This is a genomic window from Acidovorax sp. Root267 (assembly GCF_001429215.1).
GTDB lineage: Bacteria > Pseudomonadota > Gammaproteobacteria > Burkholderiales > Burkholderiaceae_C > Acidovorax > Acidovorax radicis.
The window spans coordinates 63,581-79,370 of the sequence record NZ_LMJC01000032.1 but is presented as its reverse complement, the minus strand read 5'-3'; the positions used below and the strand labels follow the sequence as shown (position 1 = coordinate 79,370).

Below are 15,790 nucleotides of genomic sequence, written 5' to 3'. Positions count from 1 at the left end.
CCGTTCGGCCCTCAAGCACGATGACTGATCTCTCCCCCGGCGCACGCAGCGCACCGCTGGCCACCAGCGCGCCCCACGCCCCGCGCGTCTTCACCCTCAGCGACTTCGATTTCTCGCTGCCCCCCGAACTCATCGCCCAGCATCCGGCCCCCGAGCGCAGCGCCTCGCGCCTGCTCGACGGCCGTGCCATGCAGCCCGTGGACCGCATCTTTCGCGAGCTGCCCGGACTGCTGCGCGAAGGCGACCTGCTCGTCTTCAACGACACGCGCGTGGTCAAGGCGCGCATCTTTGGCGAGAAGGCCAGCGGCGGCAAGCTGGAACTCCTGATCGAGCGCGTGCTGCCCGCCGAGGCGGGCAACCCCGGCAACGAAGTCGTGGCCCACATGAAGGTCAGCAAGAAGCCCCTGCCCGGCAGCACCGTGCACATGGCCGGGGGCCGCAAGGCGGGTGGTTTTGACGCGATGCTGCTGGGCCGCTGGCCCACCGAGGACGGCCCCTTGTTCCGCTTCGCGCTGCACGGCCCTGCGGGCGAATCGCCCTGGGAGCTGATGGACCGCCACGGCCACCTGCCGCTGCCGCCCTACATCGAGCGCCAGCAGAACAACGACCACGACCCTGACGAGGCAGAGGACAGCCAGCGCTACCAGACCGTGTTTGCGCGCGCTCCCGGCGCCGTGGCCGCGCCCACCGCGGCGCTGCACTTTGACGAAGGCGTGCTGGCCGACCTGGCCGCGCGTGGCATCGAACGCGCGAGTGTCACGCTGCATGTGGGCGCGGGCACCTTCCAGCCGTGCAAGACCGAAAACCTGGCCGAACACCAGATGCACAGCGAGTGGTACGAAGTGCCGCTGGCCACGCTGGCGGCGCTGGAACGTTGCCGCCAGCGCGGCGGGCGCGTGGTGGCCGTGGGCACGACCACCGTGCGCACGCTCGAATCCTGGGCCCGCTCGGGCCAGGCCACGGGCGACACCAACATCTTCATCACGCCGGGCTTTGCATTCCAGGTGGTGGATGTGCTGATCACCAATTTCCACCTGCCCAAGAGCACGCTGATGATGCTGGTGAGCGCGTTTGCAGGCTATGCCCACATCATGGGCCTGTACCGGCATGCGATGGCGCAGCAGTACCGCTTCTTCAGCTACGGCGACGCCATGCTGCTGGAGCGCAGCCCGCCGCGCTGACGCCGTTGCGGCACGGCGTCATGGGCAGGTGGTGACCGGCGCCAGCCGGGGTGCGGCTCCCAGCTCGGGCAGGCGGTTGGCCGACGGCACGCGCACGCAGTAGGTGCCAGCGGCGCCCTGGACCCGGGAGACACGGCCCCCACCCGCCCCCACCGACTCGCGCACCGACATTTCATGCCCCATGGGCAAACCGGGTGCAGGTGCCTCCCGCCGTACAGTCAGGGCATCCGTTGCAGGGGAGCCATGGCGCCGCTGCCAGGTGCGCTCCCGCTGCAGCGCACGGGCAATGCTGTCGGCCTCCCACGGTGCAGATGCAGCAGATGCTGGCAGGGGGCTGGATGGGGCGGTTTGAGAAGGCACCGCAGCCTGCGCCGGTGGAGCCGCCCGATCTGCGGCCCCATGGCGCTCGCCGTCCACACCGGCGCCCGCGATTCCCACTGCGGCACGCGCCGCAGGCGCAGGGTCCGTCGGCGCATGGGCAGAGCGGCCCGCCGCCACCGCCGGGTGCCCCAAGGCAGAGCGCGGCAGCACCTGTGCAGCCGCCACCTCAGCCTTCGGCGCACGTGGTGGGGGTGCTGCGGGTGGCGGGGCCATGACCGTCACCCACTGCATCGCGGCGGTGGCGGGCTGCCGCGCGCGTGGCTGGCGCACCTCTTTTTTCATCCACACCGTCAGCAGCGCCGCATGCAGAACCAGGGACAGCGCCACGGCCATCCCCAGGCGCCGGCGGTGCAAGCGACTCCCCAGGCCGAACCGCAACGGCTCAGGCCCCGCGCTGGCCGTCAGTTTCCTCCCCATCGTGCGGCACCCACACCAGCAGGTCGCCCGGCTGGCACTGCAGGTATTCGCAGATGGCCGAAAGCGTCTCGAAGCGCACACCCTTGACCTTGCCACTCTTGAGCAGGGAAAGGTTGGCCTCGGTGATGCCCACGTGCGCCGCCAGATCGCGCGACTTCACCTTGCGGCGCACCAGCATTTCATCCAGGGTCACAACAATCGGCATGCGGCGCCCCGGTTATACGAACGCATCGGCTTCGGCCTGCAGGCGGCGGCCCTCGGCCAGCACATGGGCCAGCAGCAGCATCATGAGACCCACCACCAGCACGCTCATCTCGAACGATCCGACGCCGAGCGCGATCATCCCGCCGTTCTGGCCCGACGCCAACCACGACAACAACGCCGTCACCCCCACCTGGTAGAGCAGCGACGTCACGAACATCGCCAGAAAACCCCAACCCACACCGCGAAACCCCCGCACGACCACAGCCCCGAACACCTCACCCGCCAAAAACGTGCGGCAGATGCGGTGCACACACAGCACCACATAAAACATGGCCACAGCGGGAATGCATTCCAAAGCCACCCCCACCCAACGCCACTGCAACTCCATGGACTGCGGCGGTGTCAGGCCCACCAGCAGGGCCTGCGCCGGCACGACCGTCAGTGGCATCCAGCCACCCCAGCCCGCCTCTTGCCCGATGGCCGCCCACCGTGCCAGCGAGAACCCCAGCGACACCAGGGCGCACGCCCAACTGGCCGCCAGCAACCCCCAGGCCAGGCGCCGAAACGAAGAACTTTGGACAGGAGAGACCTGAGAAGTGGCGTGAGAGGACATGATTTTTTCTCAAACTTTTCTGTAAAACAATAATAATATACCGTCATACAGAAATTTTTGAAAGCCATGGCCCACCAAAAAAACTCCCCATTCCACCGCCTCTCGCGTTTGTCCTTGTCTTTGGCCCTCGCGGCCTCCCTCCTGGCAGCCTGCGGAAGCGTCCCGGTGTCATCGCTGTGGAAGCTGCGCAGCTTGAACCTGGAAACGCTGGACCCCGCCGCGCTGCGCGCCGCAGTGGTGCACCAGCCTGGCTTGCAGATCCATGGCGATGCGCTGGTGTTGTCGGTCAGCGTGTCGCGCAAAGTGCGCCTGCCCAATGGCAGCACCACCACCGAACTGCTGGAGGAAAAACTGCCGCTCCAAGAACTGCGCAGCACCGCTGAGCGCAGCGCGCTGGCGGACTACGACCGCCCCCAGACGCAAACACAGGTCTGGCGCATCGACCCCGCAGCCCTGCCAAGGCTGCAGGCACTGCGCACGAAGGCGCTGGGATGGAAGGCCACGGACGACGGACAACGCGAGCTGGGCCTGGGGCTGGAACTGGCCGGTTGCCAAAAAGGCGGCGGCAAGACCCGGGCGGTGACCACGCTGATGCGCTTTACCGAACGGGGCGAATACATCCCCATCGTGCGCAACATGGATCTGGCCGAAACCATGCCTGCGGCTGAACTGAAAAAACGCTTTCCGGACTGCCCGGCAGACTAAGAACCTGCGGGTATCAACCCTGGTGCTGCTCGCGAAACGCGCGCGCCTTGCCAAAGTGCCCGTTGCCAATGAAAGGCACGGGCGGGCGCAGCGCCGACAGCGGTGACGGGTGGTTGGACGTGAGCACCAGGTGCCCCCGGTCCTGCGGAATCCAGGCGCGCTTTCCCTGGGCGTGCGAGCCCCAGAGCATGAACACCACCGGGCGCGGGCCTTCGGCCACGTGGCGGATGACGGCGTCGGTCAGTTCCTCCCAGCCCTTGCCCGCGTGGCTCGCGGCCTGGCCCTCTTCCACCGTGAGGCCGGTGTTGAGCAGCAACACGCCATTCTTGGCCCACTTCACCAGACTGCCTCCGGGCTCGGGCCACGCAGGGAACGCGGTGCCCAGGTCGCGCTGCATCTCCTTGAAGATGTTGCGCAGCGAGGGCGGCAACTGCACACCCGGTGCTACCGAGAACGCCAGCCCCTCGGCCTGGCCCCGGCCGTGGTACGGGTCCTGCCCCAGGATGACCACACGCACCTGCTCAGGCGGCGTGAGGTCCAACGCCCGCAGTGGCAGGGGCGGAAAAATCGCCGCACCCGCCTGCAGCCGTGCTTGCAAGAACGCGAGCAACGCCTGCCCACGGGCACCGGCAAAAAAAGCGTTCACCAAAGGCTGCCAGCCCGGTGCCACAGGCCAGTCGGCGGGGTTGGCGCTTTGGAGCTGGGAGGGAGGCTGAGCTGATGAATTCATGGCAAAAATGGCCACCAGCGCTTTATGGATAAGCGCAAATAGCTATTAAAATAATAGTATTCATTCCCATCAGGCAAACAGCTTGGCCAGCGCCAGGCCCGGGTCATCCGCCCGCATGAACGCCTCGCCCACCAGGAAGGCGTGCACGCCCGCATCGCGCATGGTCTTCACATCCTGGGGCTTGAGGATGCCCGATTCGGTGACCAGCAGCCGGTCCGATGGCACGTCCTTGAGCATGGCCAGTGTGGTGTCGAGCGTGACCTCGAACGTGCGCAGGTTGCGGTTGTTGATGCCCACCAGCGGGGTCTTGAGCTTCAAGGCGCGTTCCAGCTCGGGGCGGTCATGCACCTCCACCAGCACCGCCATGTCCAGGCTGCGGGCAATGGCCTCGAAGTCGGCCATCTGGGCGTCGTCCAGGCTGGCCGCAATCAGCAAGATGGCATCGGCGCCCATGGCCCGCGATTCGTAGATCTGGTACGCATCCACCATGAAATCCTTGCGCAGCACGGGAAGCAAGGTGCTGGCGCGGGCTTGTTTCAGGTAGTCGGGCTGGCCCTGGAAGAACTGGCGATCCGTCAGCACCGACAGGCAGGCCGCGCTGACCTTGCCATCGCCTTCCATATAGATCTGGGCGATGTCGGCCGGCTCGAAATCGGCGCGCAGCACGCCTTTGGATGGGCTGGCCTTCTTGATCTCGGCAATCACCGCCGCCTGGCCCTTGGCGATCTTGGCGCGCAAGGCGCCCTCAAAGTCGCGCGTGAGCACGCGGCTCTCGGCGTCGGCGCGCATGGCGTCGAGGGACAGGCGCTTTTTGGCGGCGGCCACTTCTTCGTGCTTGACGGCGACGATTTTGTTGAGGATGTCAGACATTGGTTGAACCTTCACGATATTTGCGGATGAAGTTGTCGGATAGGCGGAATCGCCCAAGCAGAACAATGCTAACGAGCACCATATGAAGCGCGCTTCGTCGCGGCTTTTTGCGCAAGAAGTGGTGCACCGGAGCGCCGAATGCCCAGTCGTTCCACTAAACGGTTCACACACCGGTTGAGTATCTCCACGTCCGCTGCATTGCCGCTCTGCAGCTGTACTACGGTGAGCGCCGCGATGGGTCCTTTGCGCGCATGGCGTAACTCCAGCTGGAACGAGAGACTTCGTTCTGAATCTCCGCCATTCAAGTAACACCCCAGGCTGTGCTCGGCCCCCAAATCAATGGCCTGCTGCTGAGCTAGGCCCACCGGCGTGAGCGTCCTTCGTTGAAAGTCAACCTCCCAACCACGCCTTCTGTCACGCTGCTGAGCTCTCCTGAATGACAAGGTTGCACCGGCAACGCAGCAGCATATTAATAGGCCACAGGCAAGCGCCACCATGCCGCGAAGATCAAGCAAGAATAACGCTTGCACCCACAGGACAACGCCCACTATCGCAGTACCCCAAAACACCGACCACGCGCCCACCCCCTGCCCAAGTAGCTGCAACGGGAGCCACACCCGAGGTTGCTGCTCAATGGCAGAAGCCCAAGTTTTCAAGCTGCGCTGGCGCACCAGCGGGCGCACGGTCTCATTCATAGCGCGCCTTTAGGCAACGTATACCTACACACCATTGATCGCCAACGTGAAGCGCGTCGCAAAGGATGCCCACGGACCAACTCAGGGCTCTGCTTCAGCTTCATTGAGGCAGCGCTCAGACCGCCAGCGCGTGCGTGCGCGTAACCACCTGCTCCAGCTTGGCCAGCGCGGCGCCCGAGGCAATCGCGGCGCGGGCCTTGGCCAGACCTGCGGGCACCGAATCGACCACATTGGCCGCATACAGCGCCACACCGGCGTTCAAGCAGACGATGTCCTGCGCGGCGCCGGGCTCGCCCTTGAGCACGCCGATCAACATGTCACGCGATTGCTCGGGCGTTTCGACCTTGAGGGCGCGGTTGCTTGCCATAGGCAGGCCGAAGTCCTCAGGGTGGATTTCGTATTCAGTGATCTGGCCGTTTTTCAGCTCGCCCACCAGTGTGGCGGCGCCCAGGCTCACTTCGTCCATGCCATCACGGCCGTACACCACCAGCGCGTGCTCGGCGCCCAGGCGCTGCAGAGCGCGCACCTGGATGCCGACGAGGTCGGGGTGGAACACGCCCATGAGGATGTTGGGCGCACCCGCCGGGTTGGTGAGCGGGCCCAGGATATTGAAGATGGTGCGCACGCCGAGCTCCTTGCGCACCGGGGCCACATTTTTCATGGCCGGGTGGTGGTTGGGCGCGAACATGAAACCAATGCCCACCTCGGCGATGCACTGGGCGATCTGCTCGGGCTTGAGGTTGATGTGGATGCCCAGGGCCTCCATCACGTCGGCACTGCCGCTCTTGCTGGACACGCCCCGCCCACCGTGTTTGCTGACCTTGGCGCCCGCTGCGGCGGCCACGAACATCGAGCAGGTGGAGATGTTGAAGGTGTTGGCGCCGTCGCCGCCCGTGCCCACGATGTCCACCATGTGGGTCGCGTCCTTGACGTGCACCTTGGTGCTGAACTCGCGCATCACCTGCGCGGCAGCGGTGATCTCGCCGATGGTTTCCTTCTTCACGCGCAGGCCGGTGATGATGGAAGCGGTCATGACCGGCGACAGCTCGCCGTTCATGATGAGGCGCATCAGGTGCAGCATCTCATCGTGGAAGATTTCGCGGTGCTCGATGGTGCGCTGCAGCGCTTCCTGGGGGGTAATGGGCATGGAATGTCTCCTGGTATTTATGCAGAGGGCTGGTCTGTGAAGGCCAGCTTGAGCCCGAAGCCGATGAACATGGCACCCGCCACGCGGTCCAGCCAGTGCATGCCACGCTGGATCAATGTGGCGCGCCGTGCCATCCACGAAGCGGCCAGCGCCCAGCCCACATTGACGGGGATGGCGTTTACGTTGAACAGCACGCCCAGCAGCACAAAGGCCAGCGCCTTGTTGTCGGTGCCCGGAGCGATGAACTGCGGCACAAAGGCCAGAAAGAAAATGGCGACCTTGGGATTGAGCACATTGGTCCAGAAGCCCCCCAGGAACACCTTGCGAAGCGGCGTATGGTGTGCGGGGGCCGACTGCGCTGCCACCAGGGCGGCACTGCTGCCACCCTCTGCAGCTGCCTTGGCAAACAGCATGCGCACGCCCATCCACATCAGATAGGCGGCGCCCACCCACTTGAGCACAGTGAACGCCGTCGCCGACGTGGCCAGCAGCGCCCCCACACCCACCGCAGCCGCGAAGATGTGCACAAAACACCCGGCCGTGATGCCCAGCCCCGCCACAATGCCCGCGCGTGTGCCGGACTTGAGCGCGTTGGTGACGATGTAAAGCACGTCAGGCCCGGGCGTGAGGTTGAGCAACCAGCCTGCGGCAATGAACATGAGCAGTTGATGGAGTTCAGGCATGGTGATGTCTACCAGCGGCGGCCGGGTTCCAGTCGGTGCAAGAAGGTCGTCAGCGAATCACGCGGAGGCTGCACCGCATGCGTGGCCAGAATACGGCCCGCAGCCCCCCGGTGGTAGGTGCCATGCACAACGATGTGGTTCAGGATCTCGCTGCGCGACATGCTGCCCGTGTCACCATCGGTGAAGCGAAACGCCACACGTTCGGCAAGCTGCGCATCGCCCAGCCCGCTCACGTACTGCAGATACCAGTCGTCCGACGCGCGGATGGCTTGGCGCAAGGCATCGATCGATGGCGTTTCTTCGGTATTGGTGGCCGCATAAGCGGTCTGCGGGCGACCCGCCAGATGCGCAGCGAAGATCTGGTCCACCACATAGGTGTGGTTCAGGATGCGTACAAACAACCGGTAGTCATCCGCAGGCAATGCGGTTTGCGAGGCCTCGCCAAGCGCCAGCAGCTCCTCATTGGCCCAGCGCTTGTACCCATAGAGCTGCGCGAGGGGGTTTGGCGCAGTCATGCGCGCTGCTCCAGAAAGTTCTTCAGCATGGCGTGGCCGTGCTCGGTCAGGATGCTTTCGGGGTGGAACTGCACGCCTTCGATGGCCAGCGTCTTGTGGCGCACGCCCATGATCTCGCCGTCCTCCGTCCAGGCCGTCACCTCCAGCACATCGGGGCAGGTGGAGCGCTCGATGGACAGCGAGTGGTAGCGGTTGACGGTGAATTGCTCCGGCAGGCCTGCAAACACGCCTTTTTGCGTAGTAGTGATGACGCTGGTCTTGCCATGCATCAGCTGCTGCGCGCGGACGATGGTGCCGCCAAAGGCCGCACCAATGGCCTGGTGTCCCAGGCACACACCCAGGATGGGCAGCTTGCCAGCAAAGTGCTGGATAGCGGCCACCGAGATACCCGCCTCTGCAGGGGAGCAGGGGCCGGGCGAGATGACCAGGCGGTCAAGCTGCCCTGCATTCAGGCGCGCCTCAATGTCGGCCACGGTGATCTCGTCGTTGCGGAACACCTCGACCTCGGCGCCCAGTTCACCAAAGTACTGGACGATGTTGTAGGTGAAGCTGTCGTAGTTATCGACCATCAAGAGTTTCATGCGGCGCTCCCGGCAAGGGCGGGCTCGCGCAGACGGGCGAACTCGCGGTGTTCATAGGCAATGCAGGCTTCCATGAGGCTGCGGTAGATGGCTTCCATCACGTCGGCGTCGCCGCCTTCGGCCAGGGCCTGCTCGCGCACGCGGGCGACGATGGCCTCGATACGGGCTTCGTCGCGCACCTGCTCGGCGCCCTGCTTGATGCGCGCCGCTTGGGTCATGTAGCCCACGCGCTCCACCAGCAGGGGCACCAGCACATCGTCCAGCGCGTTCACTTCGCGGCGCACATCCTGCATGGTGGTGCAGGCCTTCACTTTGGCAATGGCGCGGGTCATTCCAGGCCCTCCTCAACCAGCTCTGCCGCGCGCAGCAACGCGCGGGCCTTGTGTTCGGTTTCTTTCCACTCCAGCTCGGGCACCGAATCGGCCACCACACCGGCGGCGGCCTGCACATACAACGAGCCGTTCTTGATGATGCCGGTGCGGATGGCGATGGCCACGTCCATGTCACCCGCGTAGCTCAGGTAACCACAGGCGCCGCCATACAGGCCGCGCTTGGTGGGTTCGAGCTGGTCGATGAGCTCCATGGCGTGCACCTTGGGTGCGCCAGTCAGCGTGCCCGCCGGGAAGGTGGCCTTGAGCACGTCGATGGCGGTCATGCCGTCGTTCAGGATGCCTTCGACGTTGCTCACGATGTGCATCACGTGGCTGTAGCGCTCCACCGCGAAGGCCTCGGTCACCTTCACGGTGCCGGTCTTGGCGATGCGGCCGATGTCGTTGCGCGCCAGGTCGATCAGCATGACGTGCTCGGCGCGCTCCTTGGGGTCATTGATGAGTTCGATCTCCGCGGCCTTGTCCTTCTCGGGCGTGGCACCGCGCGGGCGCGTACCGGCCAGCGGCCGGATGGTGATCTTCTGCCCATCCGGCGTGCTCTCCTGGCGCACCAGGATCTCGGGGCTGGCGCCCACCACGTGGAAGTCGCCGAAGTCGTAGAAGTACATGTACGGCGACGGGTTCAGCGAACGCAACGCGCGGTACAGCGACAGGGGCGACTCGGTGTAGCGCTTGTGGATGCGTTGGCCCACCTGCACCTGCATGAAGTCACCGGCGGCGATCAGCTCCTTGGCCCGGTCCACCGCGGCCAGGTAGTCGGCCTTGGCGAAGTCGCGCTGCGCGGGGTGGCCCTCGGTGGGCTTGACCACCGGGGCACTCACCGAGTACTTGAGCTGCTCCTTGAGCTCACGCAGGCGCTTCTTGGCCTTGGCGTACGCCTCGGGTGTGGCCGGGTCGGCGTAGACGATGAGGTAGAGCTTGCCCGAGAGGTTGTCGATGACCGCCAGTTCCTCGCACTGCAGCAGCAGGATGTCGGGGCAGCCCAGGGTGTCGGGTGGGCAGGTGGTCTCGAGCTTCTTCTCGATGTAGCGCACCGCGTCGTAGCCAAAGTAGCCGGCCAGACCGCCGCAAAAGCGCGGCAGGCCGGGCCGCAAAGCCACCTTGAAGCGCTTTTGGTAGGCCTCGATGAAGTCGAGCGGGTTGCCCTCGGCGGTCTCGACCACCTGGCCGTCGGTAACGACCTCGGTGCGCGCCGCAGCCCCGAAGCCGCTGGCGCGCAGCAACGTGCGCGCGGGCAGGCCGATGAAGCTATAGCGCCCGAAGCGCTCGCCACCCACCACGGATTCCAGCAGAAAGCTGTGCTTGCCGCCATCCTTGCTGTGCGCCAGCTTCAGGTAGAGCGAGAGCGGGGTTTCCAGGTCCGCAAAGGCTTCGGCCATGAGCGGAATGCGGTTGTAGCCTTCGCTGGCCAGGCTTTTGAATTCAAGTTCTGTGATCACGGGGAGAGCTCCCAGCTGTGGCAGCGCGTGCCCCCTGTGCAATGAGTAAGGGGTGGCGCTGCGGTCCATTCAATCGGCCCCACCGCACAGGGTGAAGGCCACGGGTGCACGCTGGGGCGGTTGCCCAGGTGCTATCAGGCGTTCAAAGAGGCAGGCCGACGCCAGGGCCAGGCTCCCCGGTCGCTGCAACCTGTGATGAACACGTGATGAATGAACATGGGCCAAAGTGTAGCAAAGCTTTTTTCCCCACCCGGTTTGACCGCCCTCAACGCGAGATCACACAACCACTCGAAAACCCTGTTGCGGGGCATCGGGAGCGCTGCAACAATTGGAAACGAACGAGCGTTCTTTTTTTAGGAGTTGCGCATGAAGTTCCTTCAGCGATGCGCCGCAGCGGCAGTGGCATGCCTGTTGGCGGCCGGTGCCATTGCCCAGCCCATCACCGTGGCCGACGTCAAATATGAAGAGACAAGCAGCCTGAGCGGCAGCAGCCTTCAGCTCAACGGGGCAGGCGTTCGCTACAAGGCCGTGTTCAAGGTGTACACCGCAGGCCTGTACCTCGAAAAAAAGGCCAACACCCCGGCCGACATCATGGCCCAGAAGGGGCCCAAGCGCATGAGCATCACCATGCTGCGCGAGATCGACTCCACCGAGCTGGGCAAGCTGTTCTCGCGCGGCATGGAAGACAACATGGACCGCGCAGCGTTCTCCAAGCTCATCCCAGGCGTGCTGCGCATGAGCCAGATCTTCTCGGACCACAAGAAACTGCAAGCGGGCGACCAGTTCATGATCGATTGGATACCGGGCACCGGCACGGTGATCACGGTCAAGGGCAAGCCCCAGGGCGAGCCGTTCAAGGAGCCTGAATTCTTCAACGCGCTGCTGGGTATCTGGTTGGGCAACACCCCGGCCGACTGGAAGTTGAAGGACGCCCTGCTGGGCAAGCCCGCCTAAAAAAAGCCTTGGGACAAACCCCGAAACAAAGTCCCCGGGGGCTGTCCCGCGTCCGACAGACGCACTCCCACCTCGGGAGTAGTCTTTGCATCAGGCAATCGCACCCGCACCAACCCGCCCCCACAACGGCACATCCCTGCGCGCAACCCGCAGCAACCGATGCCACGGCCTGAACCACGCTTTTCGCGCTACCCGCGCCCCGCAGCGAGCCGTCTGTAACGCCACCTTTTTGCGCCAGCTACCACCATGAAACTCAGCAACCTTTCCGTCGGCCTGCGCCTGGGCTCGTCCTTTGGGGCCATCCTGCTCATCACGGCGCTGATTGCCGCCACCGGCATGTGGCGCATCGCCAGCCTGCAAGGCGCCAGCGAGCGCGTAGCCACCCAGGAGATCGAGCAACAGACCCTGGTGGAAAACTGGGCTTCGGACATCCGCCTGAACTGGGTGCGCACCGAGGCGTTTCTCAAGGCCATCGACCGTGACTACATGGAGAAGCTCACGGCCGACACGCAGGCCACATCCACCGGCATCGAGACGAAGGTCAAACGCATCGAAGGCCTGGTACAGGGCGACAAGAACCGCGCGCAGCTGGCCACCATCGCCGCAGCCAGCAAGGCCTACACCGACAAGCTCGCCGAAATCCGCGAGCTGCACCGTGGTGGCGAACCCAATGTGCCTGCGCTGGTGGACAAAGACCTGCGCCCCCTGGCGGACAAGTACCTCAAATCCCTCGACGATCTGCGCACCGCCATGGCCGCACAGCTGGCCGACAGCCAGGGTGACACCAGCACGCTGGCCAAGGCCAGCCAGGTGCTGCTGGGCGTGGGCACACTGATCGCCGTGGCGCTGGGCGCACTGCTGGCCTTCACCGTCACGCGCTCCATCGTGCAACCCGTACAGCGGGGCAAGCAGGCGGCAGAAAACATTGCCGACGGCGACCTGACCCACCCCATCGAGGCCAATGGCAACGATGAGACCGGACAACTGCTTCAGGCTCTGGCCACCATGCAATCGCGCCTGGCCACCATCGTTGGCAATGTGCGCCACAGCGCCGAAGGCGTCGCCACCGCCAGCGCCGAAATCGCCTCGGGCAACAACGACTTGTCGGCCCGCACCGAACAGCAAGCCTCGGCCCTGCAGCAGACCGCCGCGTCGATGGAAGAGCTGGGCTCCACCGTGCGCCAGAACGCCGACAACGCGCGCACGGCCAATCAACTGGCCATGAGCGCATCCACCGTGGCCCAACAGGGCGGCGACGTGGTGGCCGAAGTGGTCACGACCATGAAGGGCATCAACGACAGCAGCAAGAAGATCGCCGACATCATCAGCGTGATCGACAGCATCGCCTTCCAGACCAACATCCTGGCCCTGAATGCTGCCGTGGAGGCTGCGCGCGCAGGCGAGCAGGGGCGCGGCTTTGCGGTGGTGGCAGGCGAAGTGCGCAGCCTGGCTGGGCGCAGCGCGGAAGCCGCCAAGGAAATCAAGGGACTGATTGGTACCAGCGTGGAGCGCGTGGAACGCGGCACCGCCCTGGTGGACAAGGCTGGCGCCACGATGACCGAGGTGGTGGGTGCCATCCGGCGCGTGACCGACATCATGGGCGAGATCAGCGCCGCCAGCAGCGAGCAGAGCCAGGGTGTCTCCCAGGTGGGCGAAGCCATCACGCAGATGGACCAGGCCACCCAACAGAACGCAGCATTGGTAGAGCAAAGCGCAGCGGCGGCCGACAGCCTCAAGACGCAGGCGGGACAGCTGGTGGATGCGGTCGCGGTCTTCCGACTCTCAGCCAGCGCCAGCCGCCACAGCGATGCAATGCCCGCCCCCGTGCGTGGCAACAGCGCCAGCGCCTCCCGGCTGGACTACCGCAGCGTGGCGCCGCGCCAGTTGCCCGCCTGAACACCCAAGCTCGACCGCGGCCAGCTCAGGCCAGCTGCGCCAGCGAACCCACAAACCCGTCGGCATCCACCGCCCGCACGGGCTGGCCGTGGTTATAGCCGTAGGTGACGAGCACCACGGGGCAGCCCGCCGCCCGTGCCGCCTGCGCATCGTTGCTGGAATCACCCAGCATCAGCGTGCGCGCGGGGACGGTGCCCAGCGCTTCGCAGGTCTTGATGAGGGGCAGAGGGTCGGGCTTCTTGCGCTCAAACGCGTCGCCGCCAAACACGTTCTTGAAGTACCCGTCGAGCCCCTTGGACTTCAGCAGCGGCAGCGCAAAGTCCGTAGGCTTATTGGTCAGACAGGCCAATTGCAGTCCCCGGGTGCGCAGCGCCTGCAACCCCACCTCCACGCCGTCGTACACCCCGGCAAACTGGCCATTGATTGCCAGATAGTGGCGCTGATAGCTGGCCCAGGCCGAAGGATAGATTGCTTCAATTTTTATAGCATCTTGCGCACCACCATCAAGCGCCAGCACATGTTTCAGCACTGAACGCAGCAAATGCTCCGAGCCCTTGCCCACCATGTGTTCGATGTGCTGGGCCCCAATGGCCGGCAGGGCCAGCTCAAGAAGCATGCGATTGATGGCCTCATTGAAGTCCCCCATGGTGTCCACCATGGTGCCATCCAGGTCCACGATGACAGCGTCCACGCGGGACAGGAGAGAGGCGAACGAGGCGGAGTCGGTCATGGAGAGGATCACGGGCAAAAGAGTACGGAGATCCCAAGTGTAAATACGCCATGGCTTAGGCAAAACAGGGGTCAGGCACGCGGCTCACCCCAAGGCGATACGGCTGCGGCATTCCGATTTGTGCAAGTCCCATACGCCTCATCGCAAGCTCAGCGTCTGCCGCTTCCAGGCCGGGTCTTGCCAGCGCTGGAACAAAGGCAGTGCCGCCACATCCCCCGTCACCCGCTCGGTGGCCAGTCCGTCGAGCCGTACCACCTCAAAGCTCTTGCGGTAGCGGCCCTGGCCCCGGGCTTCGCGTGCCACCAGCATCTGCTGTCCGCCGGGCACCCATCCGGCCCACTCCGCCACACCGGTTTCTGGCGTGGTGGCGGCAGGCGGCAGTACGTCCGCCAGCCAGCCGCCTTCGGTCTTGCGCAACACCCACAGCTCCCGCCAGCTTTCAAGGGGCTGCACCGCCAGGGCCACCGCCGTGCCTTCTCGGTTGGTGCTGGCCGATGCGGCCCAGACCACGCCGTAGGTGCAGCGGCGCAGCAGCGGTGCCTTGGCGCTGTGCTGCGCGTCCACCAGCAGCACGCAAGTTTCGCCGGGGGCACCGGGTTCCGTGAGTAGCATGGGGCGGGTGCCCACAGCCGCTACCAGTGCAGCAGCAGGCACCAGCGCCCAGCGTACGGCGCTCACGCGCATGGCAGCGTCGTTGTAGGCGCTCTGGTCTTCGTCAGGCAGGTCGGCCTTGCTCACGCCGGTGAATTCGGTCAATGCACGGGCAGCGGCGGCGGCCACCGCCGGGTCGGCCGCGTTTTTGCGCGCTTGCTGGAAGGCCGCAGCACCCCACACGCTGGCGCGGCGCATTTGCACGCGGTTGCGCAGGTAGCCGGGCAGGCCCGCCACGTCCACGCGCTCCAGCACCTCGGCCTGCCAGGTGGTGACCTTGGCACGCTCGTGTGCGGGCAGGTCGGGGTTGATGCATTCGGGGCGGGTCAGCGCCAGGACGGCGCGGGCGCGCTGCTCGGCATCGGCCACGGGCATGGCCAGCAGGCGGCGAAAGGCCTCGCCCTCGTAGCAGACCTGCATGCGGCCTTCAACCTCATAGGTGGCAAAGCGCACGCCGTAGCCGTTGGCCACATCCAGGTGGGCCGACAACGCAGCGCCCGAGGCCTTGCCCGGCACGGCTACCGAGGCACGGCGCGCCAGGCGGTCGGCAAAGGTGCCCAGGGCATCGAAGGCCTGGGCGCCCTCCACACCCGCCAAAGCCTTGGCGGGCGCGGCCTGCAGGTAAGCGGCGGTGAGGCCAATGCCCAGCGCCTCGGCACCCGGCGTTTCCTGCACAAAGCGCATCACGGCCAGCAGCGCGGGGCCTTCCGCCGCGGTCAGGGCCACGCGGCGCACATCGCTGGCGCGGATGAAGCCACCGCGCTCACGCTTGTGGTCCCACACCTGCAAATAGTCGAGGCGTTCGCCACGCACTTCGAGCACTTCGCCCTGCCACAGGCTGGCCTGCTGCTGGGCACCATCGCGCGGTGCAGCGCGCAGGCTGGCCTGGTCCTGCACCACGATGGCGCTGCCGTGGGCGCCGGGCGATGGCTGGGGGGCGGCCTCGGCCGCCACGGTCACTGCGGCGCTGGCCACGGCTGCCAACAAAGTTGCGAAGGTCGCGTTCATG

General features: G+C 65.5%; 18 protein-coding genes. 4 read left to right on the top strand and 14 right to left on the bottom strand.

Annotated features, from left to right (window positions below; genetic code table 11):
• The first annotated feature begins 20 nt into the window (after nucleotides 1–20).
• Nucleotides 21–1,181 (top strand): tRNA preQ1(34) S-adenosylmethionine ribosyltransferase-isomerase QueA, encoded by a 1,161-nt coding sequence (gene queA, locus ASE39_RS22400; protein ID WP_057272593.1) that lies wholly within the window; start codon nucleotides 21–23, stop codon nucleotides 1,179–1,181.
• Nucleotides 1,182–1,199: 18 nt separating this feature from the next.
• On the opposite strand, the gene ASE39_RS22395 is transcribed toward queA, so the two are convergent.
• From ASE39_RS22395 to ASE39_RS22385, 3 genes are read right to left on the bottom strand one after another with little or no spacing between them, the layout of a single operon-like run.
• Nucleotides 1,200–1,916 carry a hypothetical protein gene (locus ASE39_RS22395; protein WP_140426861.1) on the bottom strand — a complete coding sequence of 239 codons (717 nt, stop codon included), beginning with the start codon at nucleotides 1,914–1,916 and terminating at the stop codon, nucleotides 1,200–1,202.
• A gap of 28 nt (nucleotides 1,917–1,944) precedes the next feature.
• Nucleotides 1,945–2,184 (bottom strand): helix-turn-helix transcriptional regulator, encoded by a 240-nt coding sequence (locus ASE39_RS22390; RefSeq protein ID WP_010466376.1) that lies wholly within the window; start codon nucleotides 2,182–2,184, stop codon nucleotides 1,945–1,947.
• A 12-nt stretch (nucleotides 2,185–2,196) separates the two neighbouring features.
• Nucleotides 2,197–2,796 carry a DUF2975 domain-containing protein gene (locus ASE39_RS22385; protein WP_081474698.1) on the bottom strand — a complete coding sequence of 200 codons (600 nt, stop codon included), beginning with the start codon at nucleotides 2,794–2,796 and terminating at the stop codon, nucleotides 2,197–2,199.
• A gap of 192 nt (nucleotides 2,797–2,988) precedes the next feature.
• Between ASE39_RS22385 and ASE39_RS22380 the strand changes: the two genes are divergently transcribed.
• Nucleotides 2,989–3,501: a hypothetical protein gene (locus ASE39_RS22380; RefSeq protein WP_140426860.1), complete on the top strand. Its 513-nt coding sequence runs from the start codon at nucleotides 2,989–2,991 to the stop codon at nucleotides 3,499–3,501.
• A gap of 13 nt (nucleotides 3,502–3,514) precedes the next feature.
• Here ASE39_RS22380 and ASE39_RS22375 read toward each other — a convergent pair whose 3' ends face one another.
• The 9 genes from ASE39_RS22375 to trpE all read right to left on the bottom strand — a co-directional run bounded on the left by ASE39_RS22375 (nucleotide 3,515) and on the right by trpE (nucleotide 10,550).
• Complete coding sequence (locus ASE39_RS22375) at nucleotides 3,515–4,231, bottom strand: uracil-DNA glycosylase (RefSeq protein WP_057230082.1); 717 nt, start codon at nucleotides 4,229–4,231, stop codon at nucleotides 3,515–3,517.
• Between the two features lie 69 nt (nucleotides 4,232–4,300).
• Entirely contained in the window at nucleotides 4,301–5,101 is an 801-nt protein-coding gene (gene trpC, locus ASE39_RS22370; RefSeq protein WP_057272590.1) for an indole-3-glycerol phosphate synthase TrpC, read from the bottom strand.
• A gap of 68 nt (nucleotides 5,102–5,169) precedes the next feature.
• Nucleotides 5,170–5,796, bottom strand: coding sequence for a hypothetical protein (locus ASE39_RS26985; RefSeq protein WP_140426859.1), 627 nt, complete (start codon nucleotides 5,794–5,796; stop codon nucleotides 5,170–5,172).
• Nucleotides 5,797–5,911: 115 nt separating this feature from the next.
• Nucleotides 5,912–6,943 carry an anthranilate phosphoribosyltransferase gene (trpD, locus tag ASE39_RS22365; RefSeq protein WP_057229958.1) on the bottom strand — a complete coding sequence of 344 codons (1,032 nt, stop codon included), beginning with the start codon at nucleotides 6,941–6,943 and terminating at the stop codon, nucleotides 5,912–5,914.
• Between the two features lie 17 nt (nucleotides 6,944–6,960).
• A complete protein-coding gene (locus tag ASE39_RS22360) occupies nucleotides 6,961–7,626 on the bottom strand; it encodes a LysE family translocator (RefSeq protein ID WP_057272589.1) in 666 nt (221 codons plus the stop codon).
• 8 nt (nucleotides 7,627–7,634) lie between these two features.
• Nucleotides 7,635–8,141 carry a DinB family protein gene (locus ASE39_RS22355; RefSeq protein ID WP_057272588.1) on the bottom strand — a complete coding sequence of 169 codons (507 nt, stop codon included), beginning with the start codon at nucleotides 8,139–8,141 and terminating at the stop codon, nucleotides 7,635–7,637.
• Complete coding sequence (locus ASE39_RS22350) at nucleotides 8,138–8,722, bottom strand: aminodeoxychorismate/anthranilate synthase component II (protein WP_057229964.1); 585 nt, start codon at nucleotides 8,720–8,722, stop codon at nucleotides 8,138–8,140. The genes ASE39_RS22355 and ASE39_RS22350 overlap by 4 nt, the downstream gene beginning before the upstream one ends.
• Nucleotides 8,719–9,054: a chorismate mutase gene (locus ASE39_RS22345; protein WP_010466386.1), complete on the bottom strand. Its 336-nt coding sequence runs from the start codon at nucleotides 9,052–9,054 to the stop codon at nucleotides 8,719–8,721. The genes ASE39_RS22350 and ASE39_RS22345 overlap by 4 nt, the downstream gene beginning before the upstream one ends.
• Nucleotides 9,051–10,550 carry an anthranilate synthase component I gene (gene trpE, locus ASE39_RS22340; RefSeq protein ID WP_057272587.1) on the bottom strand — a complete coding sequence of 500 codons (1,500 nt, stop codon included), beginning with the start codon at nucleotides 10,548–10,550 and terminating at the stop codon, nucleotides 9,051–9,053. Before trpE ends, ASE39_RS22345 begins: the two co-directional genes overlap by 4 nt.
• A 366-nt stretch (nucleotides 10,551–10,916) precedes the next feature.
• Here trpE and ASE39_RS22335 point away from each other — a divergent pair, with 366 nt between their 5' ends.
• Both ASE39_RS22335 and ASE39_RS22330 read left to right on the top strand, forming a co-directional pair.
• Nucleotides 10,917–11,504, top strand: a complete 588-nt coding sequence (locus tag ASE39_RS22335; RefSeq protein WP_010466388.1) for a chalcone isomerase family protein — start codon at nucleotides 10,917–10,919, stop codon at nucleotides 11,502–11,504.
• Nucleotides 11,505–11,750: 246 nt separating this feature from the next.
• Nucleotides 11,751–13,400 (top strand): methyl-accepting chemotaxis protein, encoded by a 1,650-nt coding sequence (locus tag ASE39_RS22330; RefSeq protein ID WP_057272586.1) that lies wholly within the window; start codon nucleotides 11,751–11,753, stop codon nucleotides 13,398–13,400.
• A gap of 25 nt (nucleotides 13,401–13,425) precedes the next feature.
• Here ASE39_RS22330 and gph read toward each other — a convergent pair whose 3' ends face one another.
• Together gph and ASE39_RS22320 are read right to left on the bottom strand one after the other, a co-directional pair.
• Nucleotides 13,426–14,130 carry a phosphoglycolate phosphatase gene (gph, locus tag ASE39_RS22325; protein ID WP_057272585.1) on the bottom strand — a complete coding sequence of 235 codons (705 nt, stop codon included), beginning with the start codon at nucleotides 14,128–14,130 and terminating at the stop codon, nucleotides 13,426–13,428.
• Nucleotides 14,131–14,268: 138 nt separating this feature from the next.
• Nucleotides 14,269–15,789, bottom strand: coding sequence for a hypothetical protein (locus tag ASE39_RS22320; protein WP_057272584.1), 1,521 nt, complete (start codon nucleotides 15,787–15,789; stop codon nucleotides 14,269–14,271).
• Nucleotide 15,790: the final 1 nt, after the last annotated feature.